Source organism: Acinetobacter sp. 10FS3-1 (genome assembly GCF_013343215.1).
Classification (GTDB): Bacteria; Pseudomonadota; Gammaproteobacteria; order Pseudomonadales; family Moraxellaceae; genus Acinetobacter; species Acinetobacter lwoffii_C.
In genome coordinates this window covers 1,324,304-1,346,734 of record NZ_CP039143.1, presented here as the reverse complement: position 1 = coordinate 1,346,734, position 22,431 = coordinate 1,324,304, and the positions used below count along the sequence as shown (strand labels likewise).

21 protein-coding genes are annotated in these 22,431 nt (G+C 43.3%); 10 read left to right on the top strand and 11 right to left on the bottom strand.

Features of this window, described 5'->3' with window-relative positions; all coding sequences use genetic code 11:
* The first annotated feature begins 1 nt into the window (after position 1).
* Complete coding sequence (coq7, locus tag E5Y90_RS06305) at positions 2-637, top strand: 2-polyprenyl-3-methyl-6-methoxy-1,4-benzoquinone monooxygenase (RefSeq protein ID WP_151204130.1); 636 nt, start codon at positions 2-4, stop codon at positions 635-637.
* Between the two features lie 434 nt (positions 638-1,071).
* Here coq7 and E5Y90_RS06300 read toward each other — a convergent pair whose 3' ends face one another.
* From E5Y90_RS06300 to E5Y90_RS06285, 4 genes are all read right to left on the bottom strand, one after another.
* Positions 1,072-1,503: a 2-amino-4-hydroxy-6-hydroxymethyldihydropteridine diphosphokinase gene (locus E5Y90_RS06300; RefSeq protein ID WP_174659713.1), complete on the bottom strand. Its 432-nt coding sequence runs from the start codon at positions 1,501-1,503 to the stop codon at positions 1,072-1,074.
* Positions 1,460-1,840: a dihydroneopterin aldolase gene (gene folB, locus E5Y90_RS06295; RefSeq protein WP_174659712.1), complete on the bottom strand. Its 381-nt coding sequence runs from the start codon at positions 1,838-1,840 to the stop codon at positions 1,460-1,462. The genes E5Y90_RS06300 and folB overlap by 44 nt, the downstream gene beginning before the upstream one ends.
* A gap of 120 nt (positions 1,841-1,960) precedes the next feature.
* A complete protein-coding gene (locus E5Y90_RS06290) occupies positions 1,961-3,259 on the bottom strand; it encodes an ABC1 kinase family protein (RefSeq protein ID WP_151207713.1) in 1,299 nt (432 codons plus the stop codon).
* 58 nt (positions 3,260-3,317) lie between these two features.
* Positions 3,318-4,088: a HesA/MoeB/ThiF family protein gene (locus E5Y90_RS06285; RefSeq protein WP_174660571.1), complete on the bottom strand. Its 771-nt coding sequence runs from the start codon at positions 4,086-4,088 to the stop codon at positions 3,318-3,320.
* A gap of 418 nt (positions 4,089-4,506) precedes the next feature.
* On the opposite strand from E5Y90_RS06285, the gene E5Y90_RS06280 reads away from it, so the two are divergent.
* Positions 4,507-5,019: a pyridoxamine 5'-phosphate oxidase family protein gene (locus E5Y90_RS06280; RefSeq protein WP_174659711.1), complete on the top strand. Its 513-nt coding sequence runs from the start codon at positions 4,507-4,509 to the stop codon at positions 5,017-5,019.
* 213 nt (positions 5,020-5,232) lie between these two features.
* Here E5Y90_RS06280 and E5Y90_RS06275 read toward each other — a convergent pair whose 3' ends face one another.
* The 4 genes from E5Y90_RS06275 to E5Y90_RS06260 all read right to left on the bottom strand — a co-directional run bounded on the left by E5Y90_RS06275 (position 5,233) and on the right by E5Y90_RS06260 (position 10,104).
* Positions 5,233-6,096: an IS982 family transposase gene (locus tag E5Y90_RS06275; RefSeq protein ID WP_174659411.1), complete on the bottom strand. Its 864-nt coding sequence runs from the start codon at positions 6,094-6,096 to the stop codon at positions 5,233-5,235.
* 102 nt (positions 6,097-6,198) lie between these two features.
* Positions 6,199-7,845, bottom strand: coding sequence for an AMP-binding protein (locus E5Y90_RS06270; protein ID WP_174659710.1), 1,647 nt, complete (start codon positions 7,843-7,845; stop codon positions 6,199-6,201).
* A gap of 253 nt (positions 7,846-8,098) precedes the next feature.
* Positions 8,099-9,235 carry an acyl-CoA dehydrogenase family protein gene (locus E5Y90_RS06265; protein ID WP_151204124.1) on the bottom strand — a complete coding sequence of 379 codons (1,137 nt, stop codon included), beginning with the start codon at positions 9,233-9,235 and terminating at the stop codon, positions 8,099-8,101.
* 98 nt (positions 9,236-9,333) lie between these two features.
* A complete protein-coding gene (locus tag E5Y90_RS06260) occupies positions 9,334-10,104 on the bottom strand; it encodes a 3-hydroxyacyl-CoA dehydrogenase (RefSeq protein ID WP_151204123.1) in 771 nt (256 codons plus the stop codon).
* 137 nt (positions 10,105-10,241) lie between these two features.
* On the opposite strand from E5Y90_RS06260, the gene E5Y90_RS06255 reads away from it, so the two are divergent.
* Both E5Y90_RS06255 and E5Y90_RS06250 read left to right on the top strand, forming a co-directional pair.
* Complete coding sequence (locus E5Y90_RS06255; RefSeq protein WP_174659709.1) at positions 10,242-11,264, top strand: AraC family transcriptional regulator; 1,023 nt, start codon at positions 10,242-10,244, stop codon at positions 11,262-11,264.
* Positions 11,265-11,490: 226 nt separating this feature from the next.
* The gene (locus tag E5Y90_RS06250) at positions 11,491-11,844 is read left to right on the top strand and encodes a hypothetical protein (RefSeq protein WP_174659708.1); all 354 of its coding nucleotides are present in this window, start codon (positions 11,491-11,493) and stop codon (positions 11,842-11,844) included.
* Between the two features lie 321 nt (positions 11,845-12,165).
* On the opposite strand, the gene prmC is transcribed toward E5Y90_RS06250, so the two are convergent.
* A complete protein-coding gene (gene prmC / locus E5Y90_RS06245) occupies positions 12,166-12,984 on the bottom strand; it encodes a peptide chain release factor N(5)-glutamine methyltransferase (RefSeq protein ID WP_174659707.1) in 819 nt (272 codons plus the stop codon).
* Positions 12,984-14,072, bottom strand: a complete 1,089-nt coding sequence (gene prfA, locus E5Y90_RS06240) for a peptide chain release factor 1 (protein ID WP_151208117.1) — start codon at positions 14,070-14,072, stop codon at positions 12,984-12,986. Before prfA ends, prmC begins: the two co-directional genes overlap by 1 nt.
* A gap of 341 nt (positions 14,073-14,413) precedes the next feature.
* Here prfA and E5Y90_RS06235 point away from each other — a divergent pair, with 341 nt between their 5' ends.
* From E5Y90_RS06235 to E5Y90_RS06220, 4 genes are all read left to right on the top strand, one after another.
* The gene (locus E5Y90_RS06235; RefSeq protein ID WP_151208116.1) at positions 14,414-14,848 is read left to right on the top strand and encodes a glycine zipper domain-containing protein; all 435 of its coding nucleotides are present in this window, start codon (positions 14,414-14,416) and stop codon (positions 14,846-14,848) included.
* A 193-nt stretch (positions 14,849-15,041) separates the two neighbouring features.
* Entirely contained in the window at positions 15,042-15,536 is a 495-nt protein-coding gene (locus E5Y90_RS06230; protein WP_151208115.1) for a glycine zipper domain-containing protein, read from the top strand.
* A gap of 141 nt (positions 15,537-15,677) precedes the next feature.
* Positions 15,678-16,682, top strand: coding sequence for an LLM class flavin-dependent oxidoreductase (locus tag E5Y90_RS06225; RefSeq protein WP_174659706.1), 1,005 nt, complete (start codon positions 15,678-15,680; stop codon positions 16,680-16,682).
* Between the two features lie 261 nt (positions 16,683-16,943).
* Positions 16,944-17,516 carry a flavoprotein gene (locus E5Y90_RS06220; RefSeq protein ID WP_151208113.1) on the top strand — a complete coding sequence of 191 codons (573 nt, stop codon included), beginning with the start codon at positions 16,944-16,946 and terminating at the stop codon, positions 17,514-17,516.
* A gap of 231 nt (positions 17,517-17,747) precedes the next feature.
* Here E5Y90_RS06220 and E5Y90_RS06215 read toward each other — a convergent pair whose 3' ends face one another.
* Positions 17,748-18,584: a pyruvate, water dikinase regulatory protein gene (locus E5Y90_RS06215; RefSeq protein ID WP_151204401.1), complete on the bottom strand. Its 837-nt coding sequence runs from the start codon at positions 18,582-18,584 to the stop codon at positions 17,748-17,750.
* A gap of 154 nt (positions 18,585-18,738) precedes the next feature.
* Here E5Y90_RS06215 and ppsA point away from each other — a divergent pair, with 154 nt between their 5' ends.
* Together ppsA and E5Y90_RS06205 are read left to right on the top strand one after the other, a co-directional pair.
* Complete coding sequence (ppsA, locus tag E5Y90_RS06210; protein WP_174659705.1) at positions 18,739-21,117, top strand: phosphoenolpyruvate synthase; 2,379 nt, start codon at positions 18,739-18,741, stop codon at positions 21,115-21,117.
* 397 nt (positions 21,118-21,514) lie between these two features.
* Complete coding sequence (locus E5Y90_RS06205; protein WP_174659704.1) at positions 21,515-22,312, top strand: RDD family protein; 798 nt, start codon at positions 21,515-21,517, stop codon at positions 22,310-22,312.
* Positions 22,313-22,431: the final 119 nt, after the last annotated feature.

Here is a 22,431-nt window from a genome sequence, read left to right as displayed (position 1 = left end):
CATGCGTCAATATACAGGTGTCGATAAACTTATTCATTCCTTTGACCAGGCACTACGCAGTCTTGTTCCGGGGAGTACTTCTGCACAACGTGAAAATCCAGCCCAATTGGTAGAGACCCAGTTAACGGTGAGCGATGCCCGCCATGTCGCTGGCCTGATGCGAGTTAATCACAGTGGTGAAGTCTGTGCCCAGGCACTCTATCACGGGCAGGCTTTGACAGCAAAGCTTCCCAATGTTCGTCGGGAAATGCAACAGGCAGCTATTGAAGAGCAGGATCATCTGGCATGGTGTGAAGACCGGCTTAAAGAATTGGACAGTCATACCAGTTTGCTGAACCCGGTCTGGTACGGTCTGTCTTTTGGTATGGGCGCCATTGCCGGAATTGCGGGTGACAAATATAGTCTGGGTTTTGTGGCAGAAACTGAGCGTCAGGTCAGCATACATTTGCAGCATCATATTCGTCAGCTTCCCGCGCAAGACGAGCGCTCCCGACGCATTTTGCAGCAAATGAATGAAGATGAGCTGCATCACCGCGATACAGCGCTGGCCGCAGGTGGCGTAGATTTGCCTGCTCCCGTACGGATGACCATGACTGCAATTTCAAAATTAATGACCCAAACCAGTTATTATATCTGATTGCTAACCAAGCCCAACAGCTCATCGTAAGGTGAGCTTTTTTTCGCCCTAACATAAGAGGATGATCGCTGCGCTGGACGAAGAAATCCACCATGTGATGATCAAAGAAGATTTAGTACCTGTTAGTTCATAACAATATCGCTATTCTGAACATCAGAATGAATATAACGCGGACTTAAATCCACGTTGTATTCTGTTTTAAACTTAATTTAGATAAAAATAATGCCAATTTAAAATCGAAAAAATTATTTCCTTCCCATTAAAACAAGCTTTTTTTATACTTATAATTATTTTTATTTGTTCATCAGCACCAAAAATAATAAAACAGACTATTTGAAGACGATTTATCCAAATTGATCAAAAATCAATAAGAAACAAGTCATCCATTTAGCTTGAAGACTATATCGTCTAATGAAGCAATTAATATTCAGGTCTTAAGGCTGGATAACAGGAAAAGCGTGTGCCTGATGTTGAAAAAGATCATTTTTCCATACATCCCACATAGGAATTTTGACATCCAATGCCAGCGGCAGTTTTTTCTCATTCAGCTGCATATGGGCCAGATCAGGCCCCCATGCAATTAAATCGACGTCCAGCGTGATCTGATGGGATGGACGTACCCGTCCCGAGTCTGCTTCCAGCTGCTTAAGAAAATTGATTAATTCCTCAACAGAAATATGGCTGGATAGCAGACAGGCGCCATTCCAGTAATCTGAACCAATCGCATCACGACATGGAATTGCATATATAGGCGAGAATTTTACCTCTCCCCATTGTGAAATACATTGCTGTGCAGTCTGAAAATGTTGCTGTGGATGACAATTACTCGCCAGTGCTAAGGCGAATATCGTTTCGGTGGCGTTCAAGACGTATCCCTACAGAATTGGCTTGCGCGATGATGGCAGGCTTACGGATCGTAATCATAATCGATTCTATACTTTCAAAGGTAGTAAAAAGCGCATCCAGCACCAATTTTGCTGCATGTTCGATCAATTCTGGCTGTGCGTCCTGAATGACACGTGCTGAAATCTCACAAATTTCGGCATAGTTTAGCGTATCGTCCAGCCTATCTGATTGTGATGCCTGTTCCAGACTGGCATGGATGATCAAATCCAGCAATAAGGGCTGAATGATTTGACGCTCCCAATTAAAGCAGCCGACCACCGTATCGACTTTTAAGCCTTCAATAATAATTGCGTCCATTTGATCACTCGAGAATAGGATATTGATAAGTCAACTCCCCAAAACCCTCCTTGAATAAAAAAAACTTTTGGGGGGAATCCTTCCCTTACTTGAATGAAAGGAAGGATGAGCGGGATTTAATTAATGCTTTAACAGCAGATTAGGATCCATATCCTGCACCATTTGCAGACGCTGGTCGGCATAAATATCGGTATACGGTGCAAGAATTCGCATAAAGCGATCAAAATACAGCATTTGCTTGAATAACAGGGCAAAATCACGTGGGAAACGAATACCATGACGTTCACCGACGGCCACCATATCCATCATGATATCATTCAGATCAGCAGGATTTGAACTCAATAGCTCCTGAGGATCAGACATCAGTACACCGCTAAATAAACGCTCAAGATCGGCTGACAGAACTTTGGTGTCAATCTCGACTGCAGTCATGCCCATTTTTAGCATGTTCTCTGCCATCAATTCATAATTGGTGTGTTGCAAAGCCTCCATAAAGGCCATACATGCAGTCCAGACTTCTGGCTTCAATTGCCCCACAATACCAAAATCAATAAAACCGATCCGGCCATCTTCCAACAACATCAGGTTACCGGCATGCAAGTCCGCATGGAAGCTATTACACATCATCAAGCTGCCAAACCAGGTGTTCATTGCAGTAATTAACACCTGTGATGGATCTTTAGAAATTTTCTTGACCACTTCAAAGTCCGTCAATGACACCCCATAGAGACGCTCCATGGTTAAGACCCGACGGGTAGAATATTGATGATAAACCTTAGGTGCTGTTGCTGCCTGATTATTGGTCACGTTGAGATAGTTGACAAAATCATCCAGGTTTTGCGCTTCCTCGATAAAATCAACTTCACGTACCATGCGGGTTTTAATTTCTTCCACAATATCGGCCAGAGACGCAAATTTAACTTTAGGTACAGCTTTTTCCAGCAGCTTGGTGGCCCAGTGCAGCACATTCAGGTCAGTGTAAAGAATGGTTTCCACACCCGGCTTTTGCACTTTAATCACGACATTTTCGCCAGACACCAGCTTGGCAGCATGAACTTGCGCAATAGAAGCAGACGCTAGCGGCGTTTCATCAATTGAAGCGAAAATTTCATCCAGATTACGATCAGCAAACTCAGAGGCTAAGACTTGCTGGATATAACTAAAGGGCAAAGTCGGTGTTTGATCCAGACAGCCCTGAAACTCCTCTACATATTCGCGCGGAAACAGCGAAGGTGTGCTGGCAATAAACTGCCCGAGCTTGATATAAGTCGAACCTAAAGATTCAAAAGTTTCACGCATGAGTTTGGCATTGCTCGGCTTTTCAGTGGCATATTTAATGCCCGCCTTTGCTGCAACGACCGCAGTTTCTCCCATACGGGCCACTGAACGAAGTCCATCTAACCAGATATTGTTTTTCATAATGTCTTAGGAAAAATTAATTACACGCAGTGTAGCAAAAAAAATAAATTTTGCAGGCTTATCTTGCCTGACAAACCGGGCAATCTGTATCTTTTTGGAAACTTAAAATTCGCTGTTTGAAATTGAGCCCATCCCACAGCAGAAAGTTCTGTCTCAATGGCATTTTTCCTAAACCGAGGTAGAGCAAAGCATGGTGGGCCTGCAAACTGGCCATGACATTGGGTGTGGTGGCCAACACACCTGAATCCGCACAGCGCAGGCTTTCATCCGCCTGATTTTCTGGAGGAAACAGACAGGCATAACAGGCGGAATCTCCTTCAAGCATAAATAATTGGCCCTGAAATCCAATGGCAGAGGCACTCAATAAAGGCACATTTAATTTTACACAGCTTTGATTCACCAGATAACGTATTGCAAACTGATCACAACCATCCAGCACCAAGTCCTGATGCTGGATGAGAGCAGTCGCATTTTCAGTCGTTAAAGCCTGATTAATAGATTCAACCCGTACATGCGGATTAATCTGTCTCAACCTTTTAGCCAGGATTTCTGCTTTATAGAAACCCAGATCTTCAGGGGTAAAAGCCAGCTGACGTTGCAGATTACTCATCTCAATCGTATCTGGGTCAATCAGGGTGATTTTACCCACACCAGCCCGCGCCAACAGTTCTGCCAGCACACAACCGATCCCGCCACACCCCACAATACAGACATTTGACAGTTTCAGTCGTTCCTGTGCTTCAATATCCCAGCCCTCTAATAAAATCTGACGGCTATACAGGTGCAATTCGGCATCTGTCAATTCAAGTTCCGGGGAGATAGCATCCATCGTGAATGTAGACAACGTCTTTCCTTGTTCCAAAATGTTTAAAAAGCGCTTACCCAAAAATTACCTTTATAGAAATATGGAAATGTCATACCAATAAGAATGTGATCAATGTCACAGCGCTTCAATAGCGATTTAATAAAGGAGAATGCAACTGGGCGTCAAATAGCATATCAGCTTAACCCGCAGCATCAAGTAGAAATCATTTGAATGCTGCCTTTATTCATGGCGCTTATTTTGCCTATTCTGTTGAACGAACTTTAATAGATAGCACTCTTTTGAGTGCTTCTGTATTCACACTCTGTATTTCAGTTTGAAAATGTATAAGTTCAGTGAGACCTTCTGCCTGCTCCTATAAATCAGATTAAGCTGTTTAGTAGTCACCCAGAAAACCCCATCTAAAACAGAAGGAAGAATTTGTATGACCGAATCTTATTCAGAACATAATGATCGTGAAAAATTATGGGAATTGATTAAAGGTGTTCGTTTTACCATGATCAGCCATCAGACCGAGACTCAGGAAGTCCACTCTCAGCCCATGACAATGCTGAATTTTGAGGGAATGAATGAAAACCAGAACTTATATTTCATTATGAAAGATACCAATGATATTGTGCAGGCCATCACTACAGGACGCCATCATTTAGGCCTGTCATTCGCCAAGCCTTCGGATGATACTTATGTGTCTATCAGTGCGCATGGTGAAATCAGTACCGATCGTGCACTCATTGAAAAATTATGGAATCCGTGGGCGGAGAACTGGTTTGACGGCAAGGATGATCCTAGTATTCGTGTTCTAGTGGCCAAAGCCTTCAGTGCAGAATACTGGAATATTACCGACAATAAAGTGACGCATTTACTTAAAGTACTCAAAGGCAATGTTACTGGAAAACCGGAAAAGCCAGATGCAGAACATGCGAAAATAAACTTATAATTTTAAACCTTTCTCTCCTTTTAGCCTCTTTTTAAAAGGGGCTAATTTTTTGATAAACTTAAATTCCCCAGAAAAACAAAATGACATTGTAATCACAAAGAGCGGTTATTGAGTTTAATCAGTTTTAGACCTCACCAAATCAAATCCGATAAAAAAAGGCCGCAACCGCGACCTTAAGATAAGTGAAATTAACCTGAGTTCGATGAAATCCACTTAGCCTTTTAACATATTTTGGAAAGTTGGCTTATTGGGATTCAAACAATAAGCCACTACAGCAGCCATGATATTCACCATGAAGTTATTTACCGAACGATGACGTGAATGTTCAAGTTGATGTAAATTTTTTAATTGATCATTCACTGTCTCTATTAATCCTCTTCTGCAAAGCAATTGTTTTTCTTCTTCTGTTTGGATAGGTTTGTTTTTCATATTCCGACGTGATGGGGTCAATATTTTCAGTCCTCTTGCTGCTAAAACTTCGGCTTTTGCTTTGCTCAAATAGCCTTTGTCTCCGAGTAGGATCCCTTTTAATTCTTGAGTTAAAGAATCTAATATAGCAACATCATGAACATTTCCTGATGTCAGTTTGAGGTTAATTATTTCACCTAAATTATTGATAACCAAATGTAATTTAAAACCATAAAACCACCCCGTACTACTTTTTCCACGACCTGCCAAACCTTTAAATACACGATGCCTTTTAATCCGAAGATTATGGCAAACTACCAATTTAGTGGAGTCAATGATACTGATTCCCGTATCTTTTCCTTTTACTTGATGGAAGAAACTACTCAGAGCCTGCAAACAACGGGGCATAATTTCAATAAATCGGTTGTAGCTAAGCAGTTTAGGAAAAGCAGATTTCCAGAATGGAACGATCATTTGGCAATAAAAATATTTGAAGAATCTAAACCCGGATTGATGAAATAAAATGACAATGGTCATTGCTTCAGACAAGCTTAAAGCTGACTTTTTTAGCCTGGATTTTTGATCAGAAATTAAAGCTTTCTCTAAAGATTTATTAAATTTTTTGCAGAAATCATCCAAAATACAAAATAATTCGGTAATATGATCCATTGAAAAGCCTTGTTTTATAACATTTTGTCTTGATAACCAATATGTTACAAATACAAGGCTTTTTTTTATACTCTTTTTTATATCGAACTCAGGTTGAAATTATTAACTGACCTGTTGAATGTCCTGAGTTTTTGCAATTTCTTGTTGCTTGAGCAGGTTGCGCTGAATTTTACCGCTTGAGGTTTTTGGTAAATCCTTCACAAACTCTATTTCTTTGGGATAAGCATGCTTGGACAGTCGTGAACGTACATAGTGCTGAAGTTTAAGCCTCAGCTCTTCACTGGCCAAGCACTGTGGCTTTAATACCACAAAGGCTTTCACAATTTCGGTACGCTCCGGATCTGGCTTGCCAATCACAGCAGATTCCAGCACTCCTTCACATTCAAGCAAGGTGCTTTCCACATCAAAAGGCCCCACCCGATACCCTGAAGTTGTAATGACATCGTCAGCACGTCCGATAAAATCAACCCCGCCATACTCATTCAGCCTAACCGTATCACCAGTTAAATAATACTGGCCGGCAAAAGCCTTCCGGTTATGACCGCCATAGCCTTCAAACCACATCAGCGGTGAAGCAGCACAATCCATCGCCAAAGTACCAATACCACCTTTTCCTACCTCCTGAAGGTCATTATTAAGCACTGCAAAACGATGCCCCGGAATCGCAAAACCGGCTGAACCAATTTTCTTGTGATGATTCAGTGCATGATGATTGGCGATCACCATTCCTAGCTCAGTCTGTCCATACTGGTCGTGGATATTTACTCCCAGTTCATGGTTAAACCATTGAATGACTTCTGGAGTTAAAGGTTCACCTGCACTACTGACCACACGTAAATATGAACTGATTTCAGCATCAAATTTTTCTTTAAAACCAAAGAACATCCGGAATGCCGTTGGTGAGCCGGTTAAATTATTGACCTGATATTTTTTAATAATCTCAACTGCATGGTCTACACTAAAAGCGCGTTCATCCATAATAATGCTATGCCCCAGACTCAATGGACCGGCAATGCCATAGTACAAACCATAAGCCCAACCGGGATCGGCCAGATTCCAGAATGAGTCTTCTTCACGCAAATCTACAGCGTGCAACATATAACCTTTAAAGGCCAGCAGAGCTTTTAAAGGCACAGGTACGGATTTCGCCAGACCAGTCGCACCTGAGGTAAACATCATCAGAAAAATATCACTTAAACCACCCTGAACCGTGTCAAACTCGGTAGGATACTTTTTAAGCTCAGCCCAGAAATCAGCATCTTGAGCCGCATTTTCTGAACTTGGTTGCACCGTTAAAATATGAGGAATATCTAGCCCGTTCAGTTTTGAACGCTGTTCCTGGTCAGCAACAATCAGTCGAGTGTGAGCCGTATTAATCCGATGTTCAATCGCCTTACTCTCAAAAGCCGTAAATAAAGGCTGATAAATAGCACCAATACGCCAGGTGGCAAGAATAGTGATCAGTAATTCAGGAGTACGCGGAAGCAGACCAGCAATACAGTCACCTGCCTGCAAACCGAGTGCTGTCATATAGTGTGCAAGCTGTGCTGAAGCATCTGCCAGCTGTTCAAAGCTCCAATGCTGTGTTGTGCCATTTTTACCTTCCCAGATCAGCGCAGTCCGGTTCTGGCCCAGATAGCGTCCGCAGCATTCTGTATAAGCATTGAGAGCCTCCGGCGTTCCTGCCAGCTGTTGTTGAACCATCATGTCAAAATCAAATTCGCGATATGCTTGTTCTAGTGTCTTCATCCCGACAACCTCTATTTCTGTTGTATGTCCAGACGATGTGTCTGTGTCCGCTGTAATTGTTGTTCTCTCTACTGCCTGCGTAGTCCATTACAGGCAGGTTAAAAGCTGCTTTAGCTTCAGAGCATGTGTTGCTGTCCTTGTAGCGAGTGGCTTTTCGATTGAATCAATAATTCACCATGCTTTATCACCTTCTACAATTTCTATATCCCTCAATAGGCCTGCAGGATTTGAACAGTCCTCTTCATCCTGCGCCTTAGATTTTGCTGACCTCCCGGGCGATCACCAGACGCTGAATATCTGAAGCCCCTTCATAAATCTGGCTGACGCGTACATCCCGATAAATACGTTCTACGGGGAAATCCGACACATAGCCATATCCGCCATGAATCTGAATGGCATCCGAGCAGACCCGCTCTGCAATCGTCGAAGCAAACAGTTTGGCCATAGAGGCTTCTTTCAAGCATGCTAAACCAGCATCTTTCAAAGTAGCTGCATGCAAAGTCAGTTGTCGCGCTGCTTCAATCTGGGTCGCCATATCAGCAAGCCGAAAGGCTACTGCCTGATGCTGAACCAGTTCCACCCCAAAAGATTTGCGTTCATTGGCATATTCCACTGCGGCATCCAGCGCAGCTCGTGCCATGCCGACAGACTGTGCTGCAATCCCGATCCGGCCAGATTCTAGATTAGACAAGGCAATTTTGTAGCCCTCACCTTCCTGTCCTAACAGGTTTTGAGCTGGAATCCGGCATTGATCAAAGATAATCGTGGCCGTATCAGAACAATGCTGGCCCATTTTCTCTTCCAGACCTGAAATCAGATAACCCGGCGTATCTGTCGGTACCAGAAAGCATGAAATACCTTTCTTGCCAGCAGAGTTATCGGTGACTGCAAACACCAGGGCAATCTGGGCATGTTTGCCAGTGGTAATAAACTGCTTGGTGCCATTGAGTACCCACTCATCTCCATCACGTTCTGCTTTACATTGCAAAGCACTGGCATCTGAGCCAGCCTGTGGTTCAGTCAGACAGAAACAACCCAGCCATTCACCCGAAGCCAGCTTGGTTAAATAGGTCTGCTTTTGTTTTTCTGTGCCATAACGCTGGGTAATGCCACAAGGCAGGGAGTTTTGTACACTGACAATAGTCGAGATAGCTCCGTCTCCGGCGGCAATTTCTTCCAGTGCCAATACCAGAGAAACATAGTCCAGACCTGCACCGCCCCACTGTTCAGCAACGGTCATTCCCAGCGCTCCCAGCTCACCCAGTTCTTTGAGTTCCTGAGCTGGAAATTGGGCCGTTTTATCGCGCAAGGCCGCGGTAGGTTTCAGTTTCTGCTGCGAATAGTTACGCATCGTCTCCTGAATCATTTTTTGTTCATCATTTAAAAGCACAGCGTATTTCCTTTACTGATCTTTCTTATTTTTTAATACAGGGTAAATACCTAAAAAGTGTCTTACCCGGTCTTTTTATGCCCTTTAAGCTCAAATCTTTATTTTTCTGCCATACGAATCGCCCCATCCAGACGAATCACTTCACCATTTAAATAACTGTTTTCAAAGATGTGACCGACCAATTGAGCAAATTCCTGAGGTTTGGCCAGACGTGGTGGAAAAGGAACCATCTGCCCCAAGGCATCCTGTACATTCTGTGGCATGCCTTTCAACATGGGTGTTTCCATAATGCCCGGTGCAATGGTCATTACACGAATCGCTTCACGCGCCAACTCACGTGCCAAAGGCAAAGTCATGGCAACCACAGCACCTTTAGAAGCAGCATAAGCACTTTGACCGATCTGCCCCTCAAAGGCGGCAACTGAAGCCGTATTCACAATTACACCGCGTTCTTCTTCGTCTGATTGCAGTTGATATTTTGCAATTAATGCCGCTGCATGACGCAACATATTAAAGGTGCCAGCCACATTGATATTTAATACTTTCTGGAACATAGCAAGCTCGTGAATACCCTTCTTGCCCAGCACCTTCGCTGAAGGTGCGATTCCGGCGCAGTTCACAAGACCATTGAGCTGACCATATTTATTTTCCACCTGAGCAAAAAAGGTTTCTACCGCCTGCTCATCAGTGACATCCAGTTGCACAAATTCAGCCTGTTCGCCCAACTGCTGCGCTAAGGCAATGCCTAGTTCCTGGTTCATATCGACCAGAATCACTTGTGCACCCTGCTCTACCAGATGCGTGGCGGTGGCGGCACCCAGACCGGATGCACCACCTGTAACCACAATGACTTTTCCCTGAATCTTCATTTTAATGTCCTATTAAGATAATTTGGCAAGTTAAGACTTAATAGGCAGAGTAAACAGAGATTTAATTCTGTACAATTTCCAAATATCGCATCTTGATTGATGGATTTGGACAATAAAAAAGGAAAATTGGACTGGCCATGCATTTACCTGCCTTGAAATATAGTAAGGGAACGATTTCGATTGATCTGGTTCATGAAGCGCTGTTAAATGCCAAAGCGCAGCACTATGATATTTCTGTAATTCTAAATAAAGCCGGTATTCCGCTAGAAATTCTTCACTCAGCCAAAGCCCGAGTTTCTGTCGCGCAATATGCCGCCTTGTGGACTGTGCTTGCCGACAGCATGAATGATGAGTTTTTAGGGATGGATAGCCATCCGATGCGCCGTGGCAGTTTTAAGCTCTTATCTAGAATGCTGTTACAGGCCGACACGCTGGAAAAAGCCCTGCAACAAATCCTGCAATTTTTTAATCTGGTTCTGGACGACCTGCACAGCACCCTCATGGTTCAGGAAAATTTTGCTTATATTCTGATTTATGACCAGAAGCAGACCAAGCGCATGTTTAGCTATGCAACCTATCTAATGCTAATTCATTCTCTCTTATGCTGGTTAAGTGGACAGCGAATTTTGCTGAATCAGATTCAACTCAAGTGTGCTGCACCGCTGGAGGATTTTGATTATAAAGTCCGTTTTTGTGAACAGATTGAATATCAGGCCAGCGAAAATTATATCCAGTTTGATGCAGCCTATTTACATCTGCCGGTGAAGCAGGATCAAAACTCCTGGTATCAATTTATCCAGCGAACGCCCGACAACCTGTTGGTCCGGTTTAAAAATCCCTATGCGCTAAGCACCCAGATTCGCAAACGGCTTTTAACGGTTCCACCCGCCGAATGGCTGGAATTCCATGAACTGGCCCTAAAAATGAATATGTCCGAAGCCACGATGCAACGGCGCCTAAAAAATGAAGGGTTTAGTTATCAGCAGCTTAAAAATGAGATTCGACGTGATACCGCAATTGAGCTGTTAACCCGTACCGACCAAAGTTTGCAGGACATCAGTGAACAATTGAACTTTCAGGAAGTCAGCGCATTTCATCGAGCTTTTAAAAAATGGACAGGTGTAAGTCCAGGGGCGTATCGGCAAAATATTACTAAATAATTCCTTCAATATAGCTCCAAAAAATCAAATTTGGCTCTAAAACCCATTTAAGCTCATATTTATCTGATAGTTATATATTTCAAGGCTTATTCTCTTAAATTATCCTACTGCTCAGTCATCTACAAAGCTTTGCATTTTCACTCAATATAGGTTAATTTTCAACCAACTTAAAACATCCCTTTGGGTTATGTTCTCCCTTTTCTCCTTTATTGTTGAAGGTATCTCCATGTTAAAGATGACTGATGTGCTGGGTCAAAACCTTGCTCAAAAATTCTCTCAAGCTTTATCTTCTTCAACTGATCTGCTGACAGAGCAGTTGAATCAAGGAATTTTGAATGCATCGGATGCAGAACTGAAAGACGCAATTTCGCACTTCTTTAACCAGGTGGACGCAACGGAAACAGCGCATGCACTTGAAATTCCGGCAGAGCGTATGCAGGAATTACAGCAAGGCATTGACTTAAAAGATGAAAAATTTTTGACAGATACGATAAAAGTTGTCGCATTATGCTTGGCAATGGAAACCGGCAGCCTCGATCAAGTCGAAATTTATGACTGTCTAGAAGATTATCCGATGTAATTCGTCTAAAGGATTATTCAGAAGCGGTGCCTTGGCATCGCTTTTTGGTTTGAATAATAAAACCAATAGCAAATCACTTATGAAGATAGGATTGTTAGTGTCCATCCTGCCGGAGTAATGATTCAGGGCCATAAAACGAAGGGCGGCCAGCTAAGATATTGGCCAGCTACCAAGCTTTGACAAGGAAATTCCATATTTGCAAAATCAAGTTTTCAAGCCGCTTCCTGTCTTGATAGAAATGCCTCTAAAACTCATATTCCAATAAAAAAGCGACTCAGTGCAGCCGCTTTTTCATCAATAAGAACCCGCATGGATGAAGGATTAATGTGGCCACTGCCCCAGTGTTACGCGGTCATTTCCACCATAATCCTTCAGGGTACGTACCTGCTTATAACCAGCCTGAGTAAACAGCTGACGTACCGCCTCCCCCTGATCATAGCCATGTTCCAGTACCACCCAGCCATTCACCGCAAGATGCTTTTTAGCTTGCAGAATAATCATTTCAATATCAGCCAGACCCTGTTTGTCCGCAACCAGCGCACGTTCTGGCTCAGTCGCCAGATCTGGCATATGCTCATCATCGGCATCAATGTACGGCGGGTTAGATACGATCACATCAAAAAACTGGCGGCCTAATGGTTTTAGCCATGAGCCCAGTACAAACTGCACATGATTTAAATCATGCTTTTCAGCATTATATTTGGCGACTTCCAGTGTGGGTTCATAAATATCTGTAGCCGTCACTGCCCACTGAGGACGTTCAGATGCAAGAGATAAGGCAATCGCCCCTGTTCCTGTACCTAAATCGACCAGACGTGTATCTTCTGGCAGCTCCAGTTTCAGGACAGTTTCGACCAGCACTTCTGTATCTGGACGCGGCACTAGAGTATCTGGAGTTACTTTCAGATCCAGTGTCCAGAAAGGCTGTGAACCGGTGACATAGGCCAAAGGCTCACCCGCTGCAATACGTGCCAAACCTTCAATATAAGCCAGTTCCTGTTCTGCTGTCAGCTGCTGCTCTTTCTTCATTATCAAATCAAAAGAATCAATCTTGGTAATGTGCTCTAGCAGCCAGGCATTTTCCTGACGCTCATAACTTTCAGCTTCGCCGCGTAAGGCCAGTGCTTCTAAAATATTCATTAGCCACCATTCTGCTGTGCCAGCATTGCAAGCTGATCAGCCTGATATTCGCGCTGCAAGCTATCGAGCAGCTCGGTCAGATCACCTTCCATCACGGCATCCAATTTATATAAAGTCAGGTTAATGCGGTGATCTGTCATACGGCCTTGCGGATAGTTATAAGTACGGATACGCTCAGAACGGTCACCCGAACCCACCAGGTCACGGCGCATTTCCGAAGTCGCTGCATCAGCAGCAGCACGTTTGGCATTTTCCAGACGTGATGCCAGCAGCGCCATTGCCTTAGCTTTGTTCTTATGCTGTGAACGTTCTTCCTGACATTCCACCACAGTTCCCGTTGGAAGGTGGGTAATACGTACCGCAGAATCCGTTTTGTTCACGTGCTGACCACCGGCACCCGAAGCACGGTAAGTATCAATACGTAAATCTGCCGGATTAATATCCACAGTCGTATCTACATCAATTTCTGGCAGAATTGCCACCGTACAGGCGGAAGTATGCACACGGCCCTGAGACTCGGTCGCGGGTACACGCTGTACCCGGTGTGCGCCACTTTCAAATTTCAAGCGACCAAAGACACCTTCACCTTTTACAAGACAAATGACTTCTTTATAACCGCCATGCTCGCCTTCGTTTTCAGAAAGTATCTCGATACGCCAGCCCTGCGTTTCTGCGAATCGACTATACATACGGAACAAATCGCCCGAGAAAATCGCCGCTTCATCCCCACCCGTTCCGGCACGAATCTCCAGATAAGCCGAGTTTGCATCATTCGGATCTTTCGGAATCATCAGGATATTCAAGTCAGCTTCCAACTGCTCAGTCAGGGCTTTATTTTCCTTGATCTCTTCCTGTGCCATTTCCTTAAAGTCAGGATCGGATAACATTGCTTGCGCAGTTTCAATATCTTCTTCTGCCTGTTTGTATCTGCTCCAGACTTCACTAATCTCGGTCAAGTCATTATGCTCGCGAGACAATTGACGGAAGCGTTTGTTATCTGAAATGACTTCTGCATCAGCCAATAATGCAGTCAGTTCTTCGTGGCGGTCAGAGAGTTGGTCTAATCGTAAACGTAACGATTCTTTCATTTTCTAAAAAATCTCAAACATAGGCTGCAACTAAAACTCATTTAGCACAGCGAAATCAAAAAATTGCGCCTAGTTTAACGATTCTCTGGGTTAATGAACATCATTATTGAGTAAGTCCGCCTAGCAGATTTGTACGATCCTGAGATTTGTTAACCAATATGATCAAGATACTCGTGCTTGGTTTTTTTATAAGCGATTACATTCTTATTCTTCGCTCATTTTACAATTTGCCCAACAAAGCCAGCAAATATGGAGATTGATCTTCACATTTTTTTATGCATGATTTGTTACATTTTGCGCATCGAAATTAATTATAGTCCTGTAGGGACATGGAGTTGGATATGAAACTCAATGCAATTTTAATGAGTGCAGCACTTGCTGCCGGCTCAATGATGACTGTTAATGCACATGCCGACAGTACTGCACGTGTTGCAGCAGCCAGTGCTTTAGGCAGCGTTGCGGGTACGGCAGTGGGTAAAAATATGGGTGGTAATACAGGTGCAACCATTGGTGCTGTACTGGGCGGTGCAGGTGGCGCTGCAGTCGCGAGCAACAAGCGTAACCGCACCGAATCTGCAATCGGTGGTGCATTGGGTGGTGGCGCAGGCTATACCGTAGGTAAAAACATGGGCGGCACAAATGGCGGTTATATCGGTTCAGCATTAGGTGCTGCTGGTGGTGCAGCATTGGGTAACAAAATTTCTAAGGACAAAGCTGCTGATCGTGCTGCGGAAAAACGCTCTAAACACTGGAAAAAGCGTCATCGCCATCACTAAGTTTTAAACCCACGACATTTAACAAGCACCTTCGGGTGCTTTTTTAATATACCTTTTAATACCTTCTAAGATTATGAATAAATAAAGGATAAAACCCATACAGTTTTATAACATTGACTTCATGTTCACTCAAATTTACTGCCTTAACTTATAAGTTATGCAAATTAGATCCAGATATTTTATAGGTGTACTCATGAACTATAAGAATTTAATAATTGCTGTTATTGCAACCTCAGCCATGGGTATGACAGCAGCCAATGCCGGCAATTCAACCAATACTGCTCTTGCTTCTGCTCTGGGTGGAGTGGCCGGTGCTGCCGTAGGCAAACAGCTAGGCGGCCAAACTGGCGCAACCATTGGTTCAGCCATTGGCGGTGGTGCAGGCGCAGCAGTTTCAGCCAATAAACGTGATCGTAATGGTGCAATTATTGGTGGAGCACTGGGTGGTGGTGCCGGTTATGCGGTAGGCAATAACATGGGAGGCAGCAATGGCGGCTTGATTGGTGCAGCTTTAGGCTCTGCTGGTGGTTCAGTACTGGGCAAGAAAGTGAGTGAGGACCGCCGCTATGATGACCGTAATGATCGCCGTTATAATTCAAATGGCTATCGCTACAATGATTATCGCTATAACAATCGTCACGATAATGGCCGCCATTTAGGTCATTATAAAAATGGCAAACGCCGTTAATTTACTCTTCTTTTCTGTTTTACCCTTCAAGCATCTTCGGATGCTTTTTTTATGCTTTTGTATTTATATCGTTTTTTATCGATATACAAAACCGGCCTAAAATCGTATGCTGTCTACAATTATTTTTTATTTGGATTGATCATGCGCACACTCGCAGATATTCAATTTTCTATTCTTGAACTGGTGCCGGTTCGAGACGACAAAAGCATTCAATTTTCCTTGCAACATGCTTTAGAGTTAGCACAGACCGCTGAAAAACTGGGTTATCACCGGATGTGGCTGGCAGAGCATCATAATATGGACGGCATCGCCAGTTCGGCCACGGCTGTTCTCTTAGGCTATTTACTGGCAAACACCCAGACTCTCAAGTTGGGTTCAGGCGGAATTATGCTGCCCAACCATGCACCACTTATAGTAGCTGAACAATTCGGTACTCTGGCTACCTTATATCCGGGGCGCATTGAGCTGGGGCTGGGCCGCGCACCCGGAACAGATCAAATGACCATGCGTGCTTTGCGTCGTGGCCGTCAGGAAACTGAAGATCAGTTCCCGCAGGATGTTTTAGAAATTCTGCAATACTTTAAAGATCCGATTCCAGGCCAACGCATTGTGGCAACTCCAGGCCAAAGCACACACGTACCTGTGTGGTTATTAGGTTCGAGCCTGTTTAGTGCACAACTGGCAGCAAAACTCGGTCTACCCTATTCTTTTGCTTCGCACTTTGCCCCACGTATGCTGGGCCAGGCCATTCAATTATATCGTGACAACTTTGAACCCTCTGAATATCTGGACCGCCCTTATGTGTCGATGGGTGTGCCCACCTGTGTAGCTGATACAGATGAAGAAGCTCATTATCTGGTCACCAGTGCTTATCAGCGAGTATTGGCGCTGATTCGTGGTCAAAGCCTGAAACTAAAAGCCCCTGTTAATTCGATGGAAGGCCTGTGGTCAGCCCCTGAAAAAATGTCCGTAGATAATTTCTTTGGTATGGCGCAAGTAGGTTCTAAAGCTACGGTAAAACAGGGCCTAGAATTACTCTTGGAAAAATATGAGGTTGATGAGTTTATTTTTACTTGTGATATTTATGATACAGACAAACGCCTGCATAACTTTGATTTGCTCATGCATATCAAGAATGGGCAATAAAACTCCTCAATTAGAAGTTGAAATATTCTGCTCATCCTCACGCGTGAGCAGAAGAACTGCTTGCATATCACCGATGCAAGTTTTTTCTTTTTAAAATAGCTTTTTACGCGATCTCTCTTTCTATGCTTTAGTAGAAATCAAATCTCTGTTTCTATAAATTAGATGACTGCCTAAGTTAAATTTTCTGCTTTTATTGTTCCACAATTTTGTTTATATCTATTCAAAATAAAACCAATTAATAAATAATTTCAAGGAACACAAATGTCCAGCAAGCAGGATACACACATCGGTATTTTTGAAAATCGGGCTGAGTGTTTTCAGCAATTTACGGGAGTTCAACTTGCTTCTTCCAAACTGGCTGAATTTGATTGTGCAGGAAAACACATTGCGATTATCGGAACCGATCAGTTTACGGTCAGTCAGCTTGACCGGCTCACTCAGCAAGCTCAATCCGTTAAAGTTTTCCAGATTAGTCCGCAATTTATCTTGCCTTGCTCTACCCGTAGCTTGCAGCGCATGTTTCACCATCCTTTAATCAGCAAAAATAGACGCCTGTTCAATAACCGGGTTAAAAGCATACTTTCACTGCGCTATCTGGAAAATCAAGTCGCCAATGTCTGGTTAAGACGTCAGTTAATGCCTAATCTGGCAACGCCGCCCAAAGTGTACTTAAAGTCCGATGATTATTATGTCGCGCTACAGCGTGAAAACTGCCAGCTCATTACTTGGCCAATCCTGAAAATTACAGGCAATGTTCTCTATTGTATTAATGGAGATCAGCATCAAGTCGAAGTTATTGTGCATACTTATTTACCAGAACATGATGCACAATAGTCATTTACATAAGCTTCGATGACTTTTAAGACCCTCTAAGCCACCTCAGCAATGAGAATTAAGCTGCTTAAGTAACCAGAATTAATAATGATTCAGCTCTTTTATTTCTCAATGTGATTGTAAACATTTTCTGTAATTATAATTCTCATATTTTATTTCTATAAATTTGGGAGATTTGTTTATTTTTATCTATAAATCAAGACCAAGCTAAGGCTTGGTCCTGGATACTTTTCAACCGATACGACGCTTGAGACCTGTCATCTGTAGCACACGGGTGGAAATCTCTTCAATCGACATTTCCGAGACATTCAGGTATTTAATGCCTTCTGAAATATAGATCCCTTCAATCGCACGCAGCTCCATCTGGCACTGACTAAAACTTGCATAACGGCTATTGGCTTTACGTTCGGTACGGATTGCCACCAGACGGTCTGCATCAATCATCAGGCCGAAAAGCTTGTTCTTATGCGGTCTGAGTACTGCTGGCAGGCGATTGTCATCCAGGTCTTCCTCAGTCAATGGATAGTTGGCCACACGAATTCCAAACTGTAAAGACAGATAAATGGAGGTGGGTGTCTTACCCGAACGTGACACACCAATCAGGATCAAATCAGCTTTATCATAATGGCGGGTACGTGCGCCATCATCATTATCGAGTGCAAAATGAACTGCATCAATACGAGCCTTATAAGATTCAGAATCTGTAACCGCATGAGTCTGACCGACTAAAGTCGTAGGAATCGTGCCTAACTCATCAGCCAATTTACTAATAAGCCCTTCAAATACATCAAGATTTACCGCATTTGCTGTATTAATAATATCGCGCACATAAGGATCAACCAAAGTATCAAATACCAGAGGTTTTTCACCGTCTATTTGAGCTCTTGCATTGATCTCTGCCACCACACTTGTAGCGGCTTCTTCAGAGCTAATGTAAGGGATAATATGAATGTCAAATTTTACATGGGGAAACTGCGCTAACAGCGAGTGGCCAAGCGTTTCAGCGGTGATGGCAGTACCATCTGAAATAAAGAAAACACTACGCTGAATTTGTTTACCTTCTGACATTAAAATTCTCCTCAAACATTTGTCTTAGTGCTATATAATCTTTATAGTAAACCGATCTTACATGACTGTCGCTTAGTAAAATCAAAAACCTAGACGATTTGCTATACTCTCATGCCAAGATAGTGATTAATACTGCAAAAGTGGAGTAACAACTTTGGAAGCGCGCGTAATTGGTCTTGAAAAATTAGGGAAGCACGACGTTGAGCTTGTTGGTGGGAAAAACTCATCACTAGGTGAAATGATCAGCCATTTATCAAAGGCTGGTGTATCAGTGCCAGGTGGTTTTGCAACAACTGCAAATGCCTATCGTGAGTTCCTCGAGCAGAGTGGCCTAAACGCTAAAATTAATGCAGAGCTTGCAGCACTGAATGTAGATGATGTAAATGCTCTGGCTGAAACTGGCGCAAAAATTCGCCAATGGATTGTGGATACTCCACTTACAGCGGAATTAGAAAAAGAAATTCGTACAGCTTTTGCAGAGCTTTCAAACGGCAACCCTGACATCGCGGTTGCCGTTCGTTCATCTGCGACCGCAGAAGATTTACCCGATGCATCTTTTGCAGGCCAGCAAGAAACCTTCTTGAACATTCGCGGCATTGACAACGTGCTGATCGCAATTAAAGAAGTGTTCGCCTCTTTGTACAACGACCGCGCAATTTCTTATCGTGTACACCAAAATTTTGCCCATGACGTGGTTGCCCTCTCTGCAGGTGTACAACGCATGGTTCGCTCTGAAACAGGTGCTGCCGGTGTAATGTTTACGCTGGATACAGAATCTGGTTTCCGTGATGCGGTATTTATCACTGCATCTTATGGCTTGGGTGAAATGGTAGTACAGGGTGCGGTTAACCCGGATGAATTCTATATCTCCAAGCCTCTTCTCAATGCTGGTCGACACGCGATTTTACGCCGCAACCTAGGTTCTAAACACCAAAAAATGATCTACGGTGAAGAAGGCGCTGCAGGTAAGTCTGTAGTTGTTGTGGATGTAGAAAAAGCAGATCGTCAACAGTTCGCACTGAATGATCAAGAACTTCAAGAACTTGCTAAACAAGCAATCATCATTGAAAATCACTATGGCTCACCAATGGATATTGAATGGGCGAAAGACGGTGATGACGGTAAAATTTACATTGTTCAAGCACGCCCTGAGACTGTAAAGAGCCGTGAAAACGTTGGTACAATGGAGCGCTACCTGTTAAAGCAACGCGGCACCGTGATTTGTGAAGGCCGTTCAATCGGTCAACGCATCGGTTCTGGTAAAGTCCGTATCGTGACCTCTATTAAAGAGATGGACAAAGTACAAGATGGTGACGTACTTGTATCTGACATGACTGACCCGGACTGGGAACCAGTTATGAAGCGTGCTGCTGCTATTGTGACGAATCGTGGTGGGCGTACCTGTCATGCGGCTATTATTGCTCGTGAACTTGGCGTTCCAGCGATTGTCGGCTGTGGTAATGCTACCGAAGTTCTGACAGATGGTCAGGAAGTGACGGTATCATGTGCAGAAGGTGATACTGGTTTCATTTATGAAGGCGCACTTGATTTCGAAATTCAAACCAACTCTATCGAATCAATGCCAAAACTGCCGTTCAAAATCATGATGAACGTCGGTAACCCGGATCGGGCATTTGACTTTGCACAAATTCCAAACGAAGGGATTGGCTTAGCTCGTCTGGAGTTCATCATCAACCGTATGATTGGTGTGCATCCTAAAGCGCTATTAAATATTGACAGCCTGCCACGTGAAACTCGTGCGGCAGTTATGGCACGTACTGCGGGCTATGCGTCTCCGATCGAGTTCTATGTAGAAAAACTGGTCGAAGGTATTTCTACCCTTGCTGCTGCATTTGCTGACAAGCCAGTAATTGTGCGTATGTCTGACTTCAAGTCAAACGAATATGCCAACTTGATCGGTGGTAAGTTATACGAACCAGAAGAAGAAAACCCTATGTTGGGCTTCCGTGGTGCCAGCCGTTATGTGTCTGACAACTTCCGTGACTGCTTCGAACTTGAATGCCGCGCACTGAAGAAAGTACGTGACGAAATGGGCTTAACCAACGTACAGATTATGATTCCATTCGTACGTACAGTTGCTGAAGCAAAACGTGTAATCGAACTTCTTGCCTTAAACGGTTTGAAACGTGGCGAAAATGGCCTGAAAGTTATTATGATGTGTGAATTGCCAACGAACGCATTATTAGCTGAACAATTCCTGGAGCACTTCGATGGCTTCTCAATCGGTTCAAATGACTTGACTCAGCTTACACTTGGTCTGGACCGTGATTCTGGTATCGTCTCTCACCTGTTTGATGAACGTGATCCAGCCGTTAAAGCGCTACTTTCGATGGCTATCCATGCTTGCCGTAAAGCAGGCAAATATGTAGGTATCTGTGGTCAAGGTCCTTCAGACCATCCAGATCTTGCACAATGGCTCATGGAACAAGGCATTGAATCTGTGTCTCTAAACCCGGACTCTGTACTAGATACCTGGTTCTTCCTGGCTGAAGAAAAAGCTCAAAAAGCATAACTAAATGCTGATAAAAAAGACCCGTTTCAGGGTCTTTTTTATGGCTTAAAGATAGTGGTAAATCAGTTTCCAGAAAAGCCTAGTCTATTGATTTTTAATTATTTTAATATAGGTCACTCTGTACACATTCTTAATTCAAGCACAAACAAATACCAACATTTAATTACCCTATAAATTGCCATAATTAATTAGCACTGAAATCCATATTCGAGTACTAAAATCACGAATCCTTGCTACACTAGTTTCACCCAGAGAGAATTTCAGTTATCAATATTCTTGAAAATACTGAATTTATCTCTATATCTAAACACAGGCGCTTCTATTTGTTTTAACATAAAACGCAAGAGAGTCTGATTTCAGTTCTTTTTTCAAATTTACATTTTGAGATTCAGTTTATATGCAGATTTACTTGGCACGAAATAATCAACAAGCTGGTCCTTATACCTTGGAACAACTCAATCAGATGCTTGCTGACCAGCAAGTGTTACTGACTGATCTGGCTTGGCATCAGGGTATGACAGAGTGGAAGGCTTTAGGTGAACTGACGCAAGGAAAATCAGTATATATGCCTGAGGGCTATATCCCCCCCGCGCCTGCACCTGCATCAACTGCCTATCAGCACACCACCTCAACCCCAGCCTCTTCTACTCAGACCCACGCTCAACATACAACCAATAAAAATGAGCTGGCCAGCATCCCGAGTCGTATTCTTGCCAAGATTGTTGATCTGTTATTATGGCTTCCTGCGACGTTCATTTTGACAGCTTTCTTTACACCGGCACAGGAAACTCAGTTTGCAACCCTGAATCAGGAGTTTATAAATGTCATGCTGGACAGCAATGCTGACCCTGCTCTGGCACAACAATTACAAACCCAAATGTTCGAAATGTTCTCACAGCAGGCCTGGATCGCCACCGCGCTTTACCTCATTATCATGCTGGCAATACAGGCTTTTCTGATTGCGAAATCAGGACAGAGTATCGGGAAAAAACTAACCAAAATTAAGATTGTAGATGCTGAAACTGGGGAGAAAACCAGTCTGCTACGTGCTTTTACAATTCGTAGTGTATGCTTTATTTTCTTGAATATCATGCTTATGCCAATCAGCACAATCATTGACTGGGCTTTTGGTCTGGGGGAAAAACGACAGACCCTGCATGATAAACTTGCTAAAACACAAGTCGTAAAACAATAACTTATCATTCTTTTAAATGGGATGGAGTGCATCCCATTTTCCCTCATTACGTTGAAATTAAAATAAAATTCCAACAATTATTCTTAAATCCCGACCAGCAAAATCAGTTTCTTTTACAG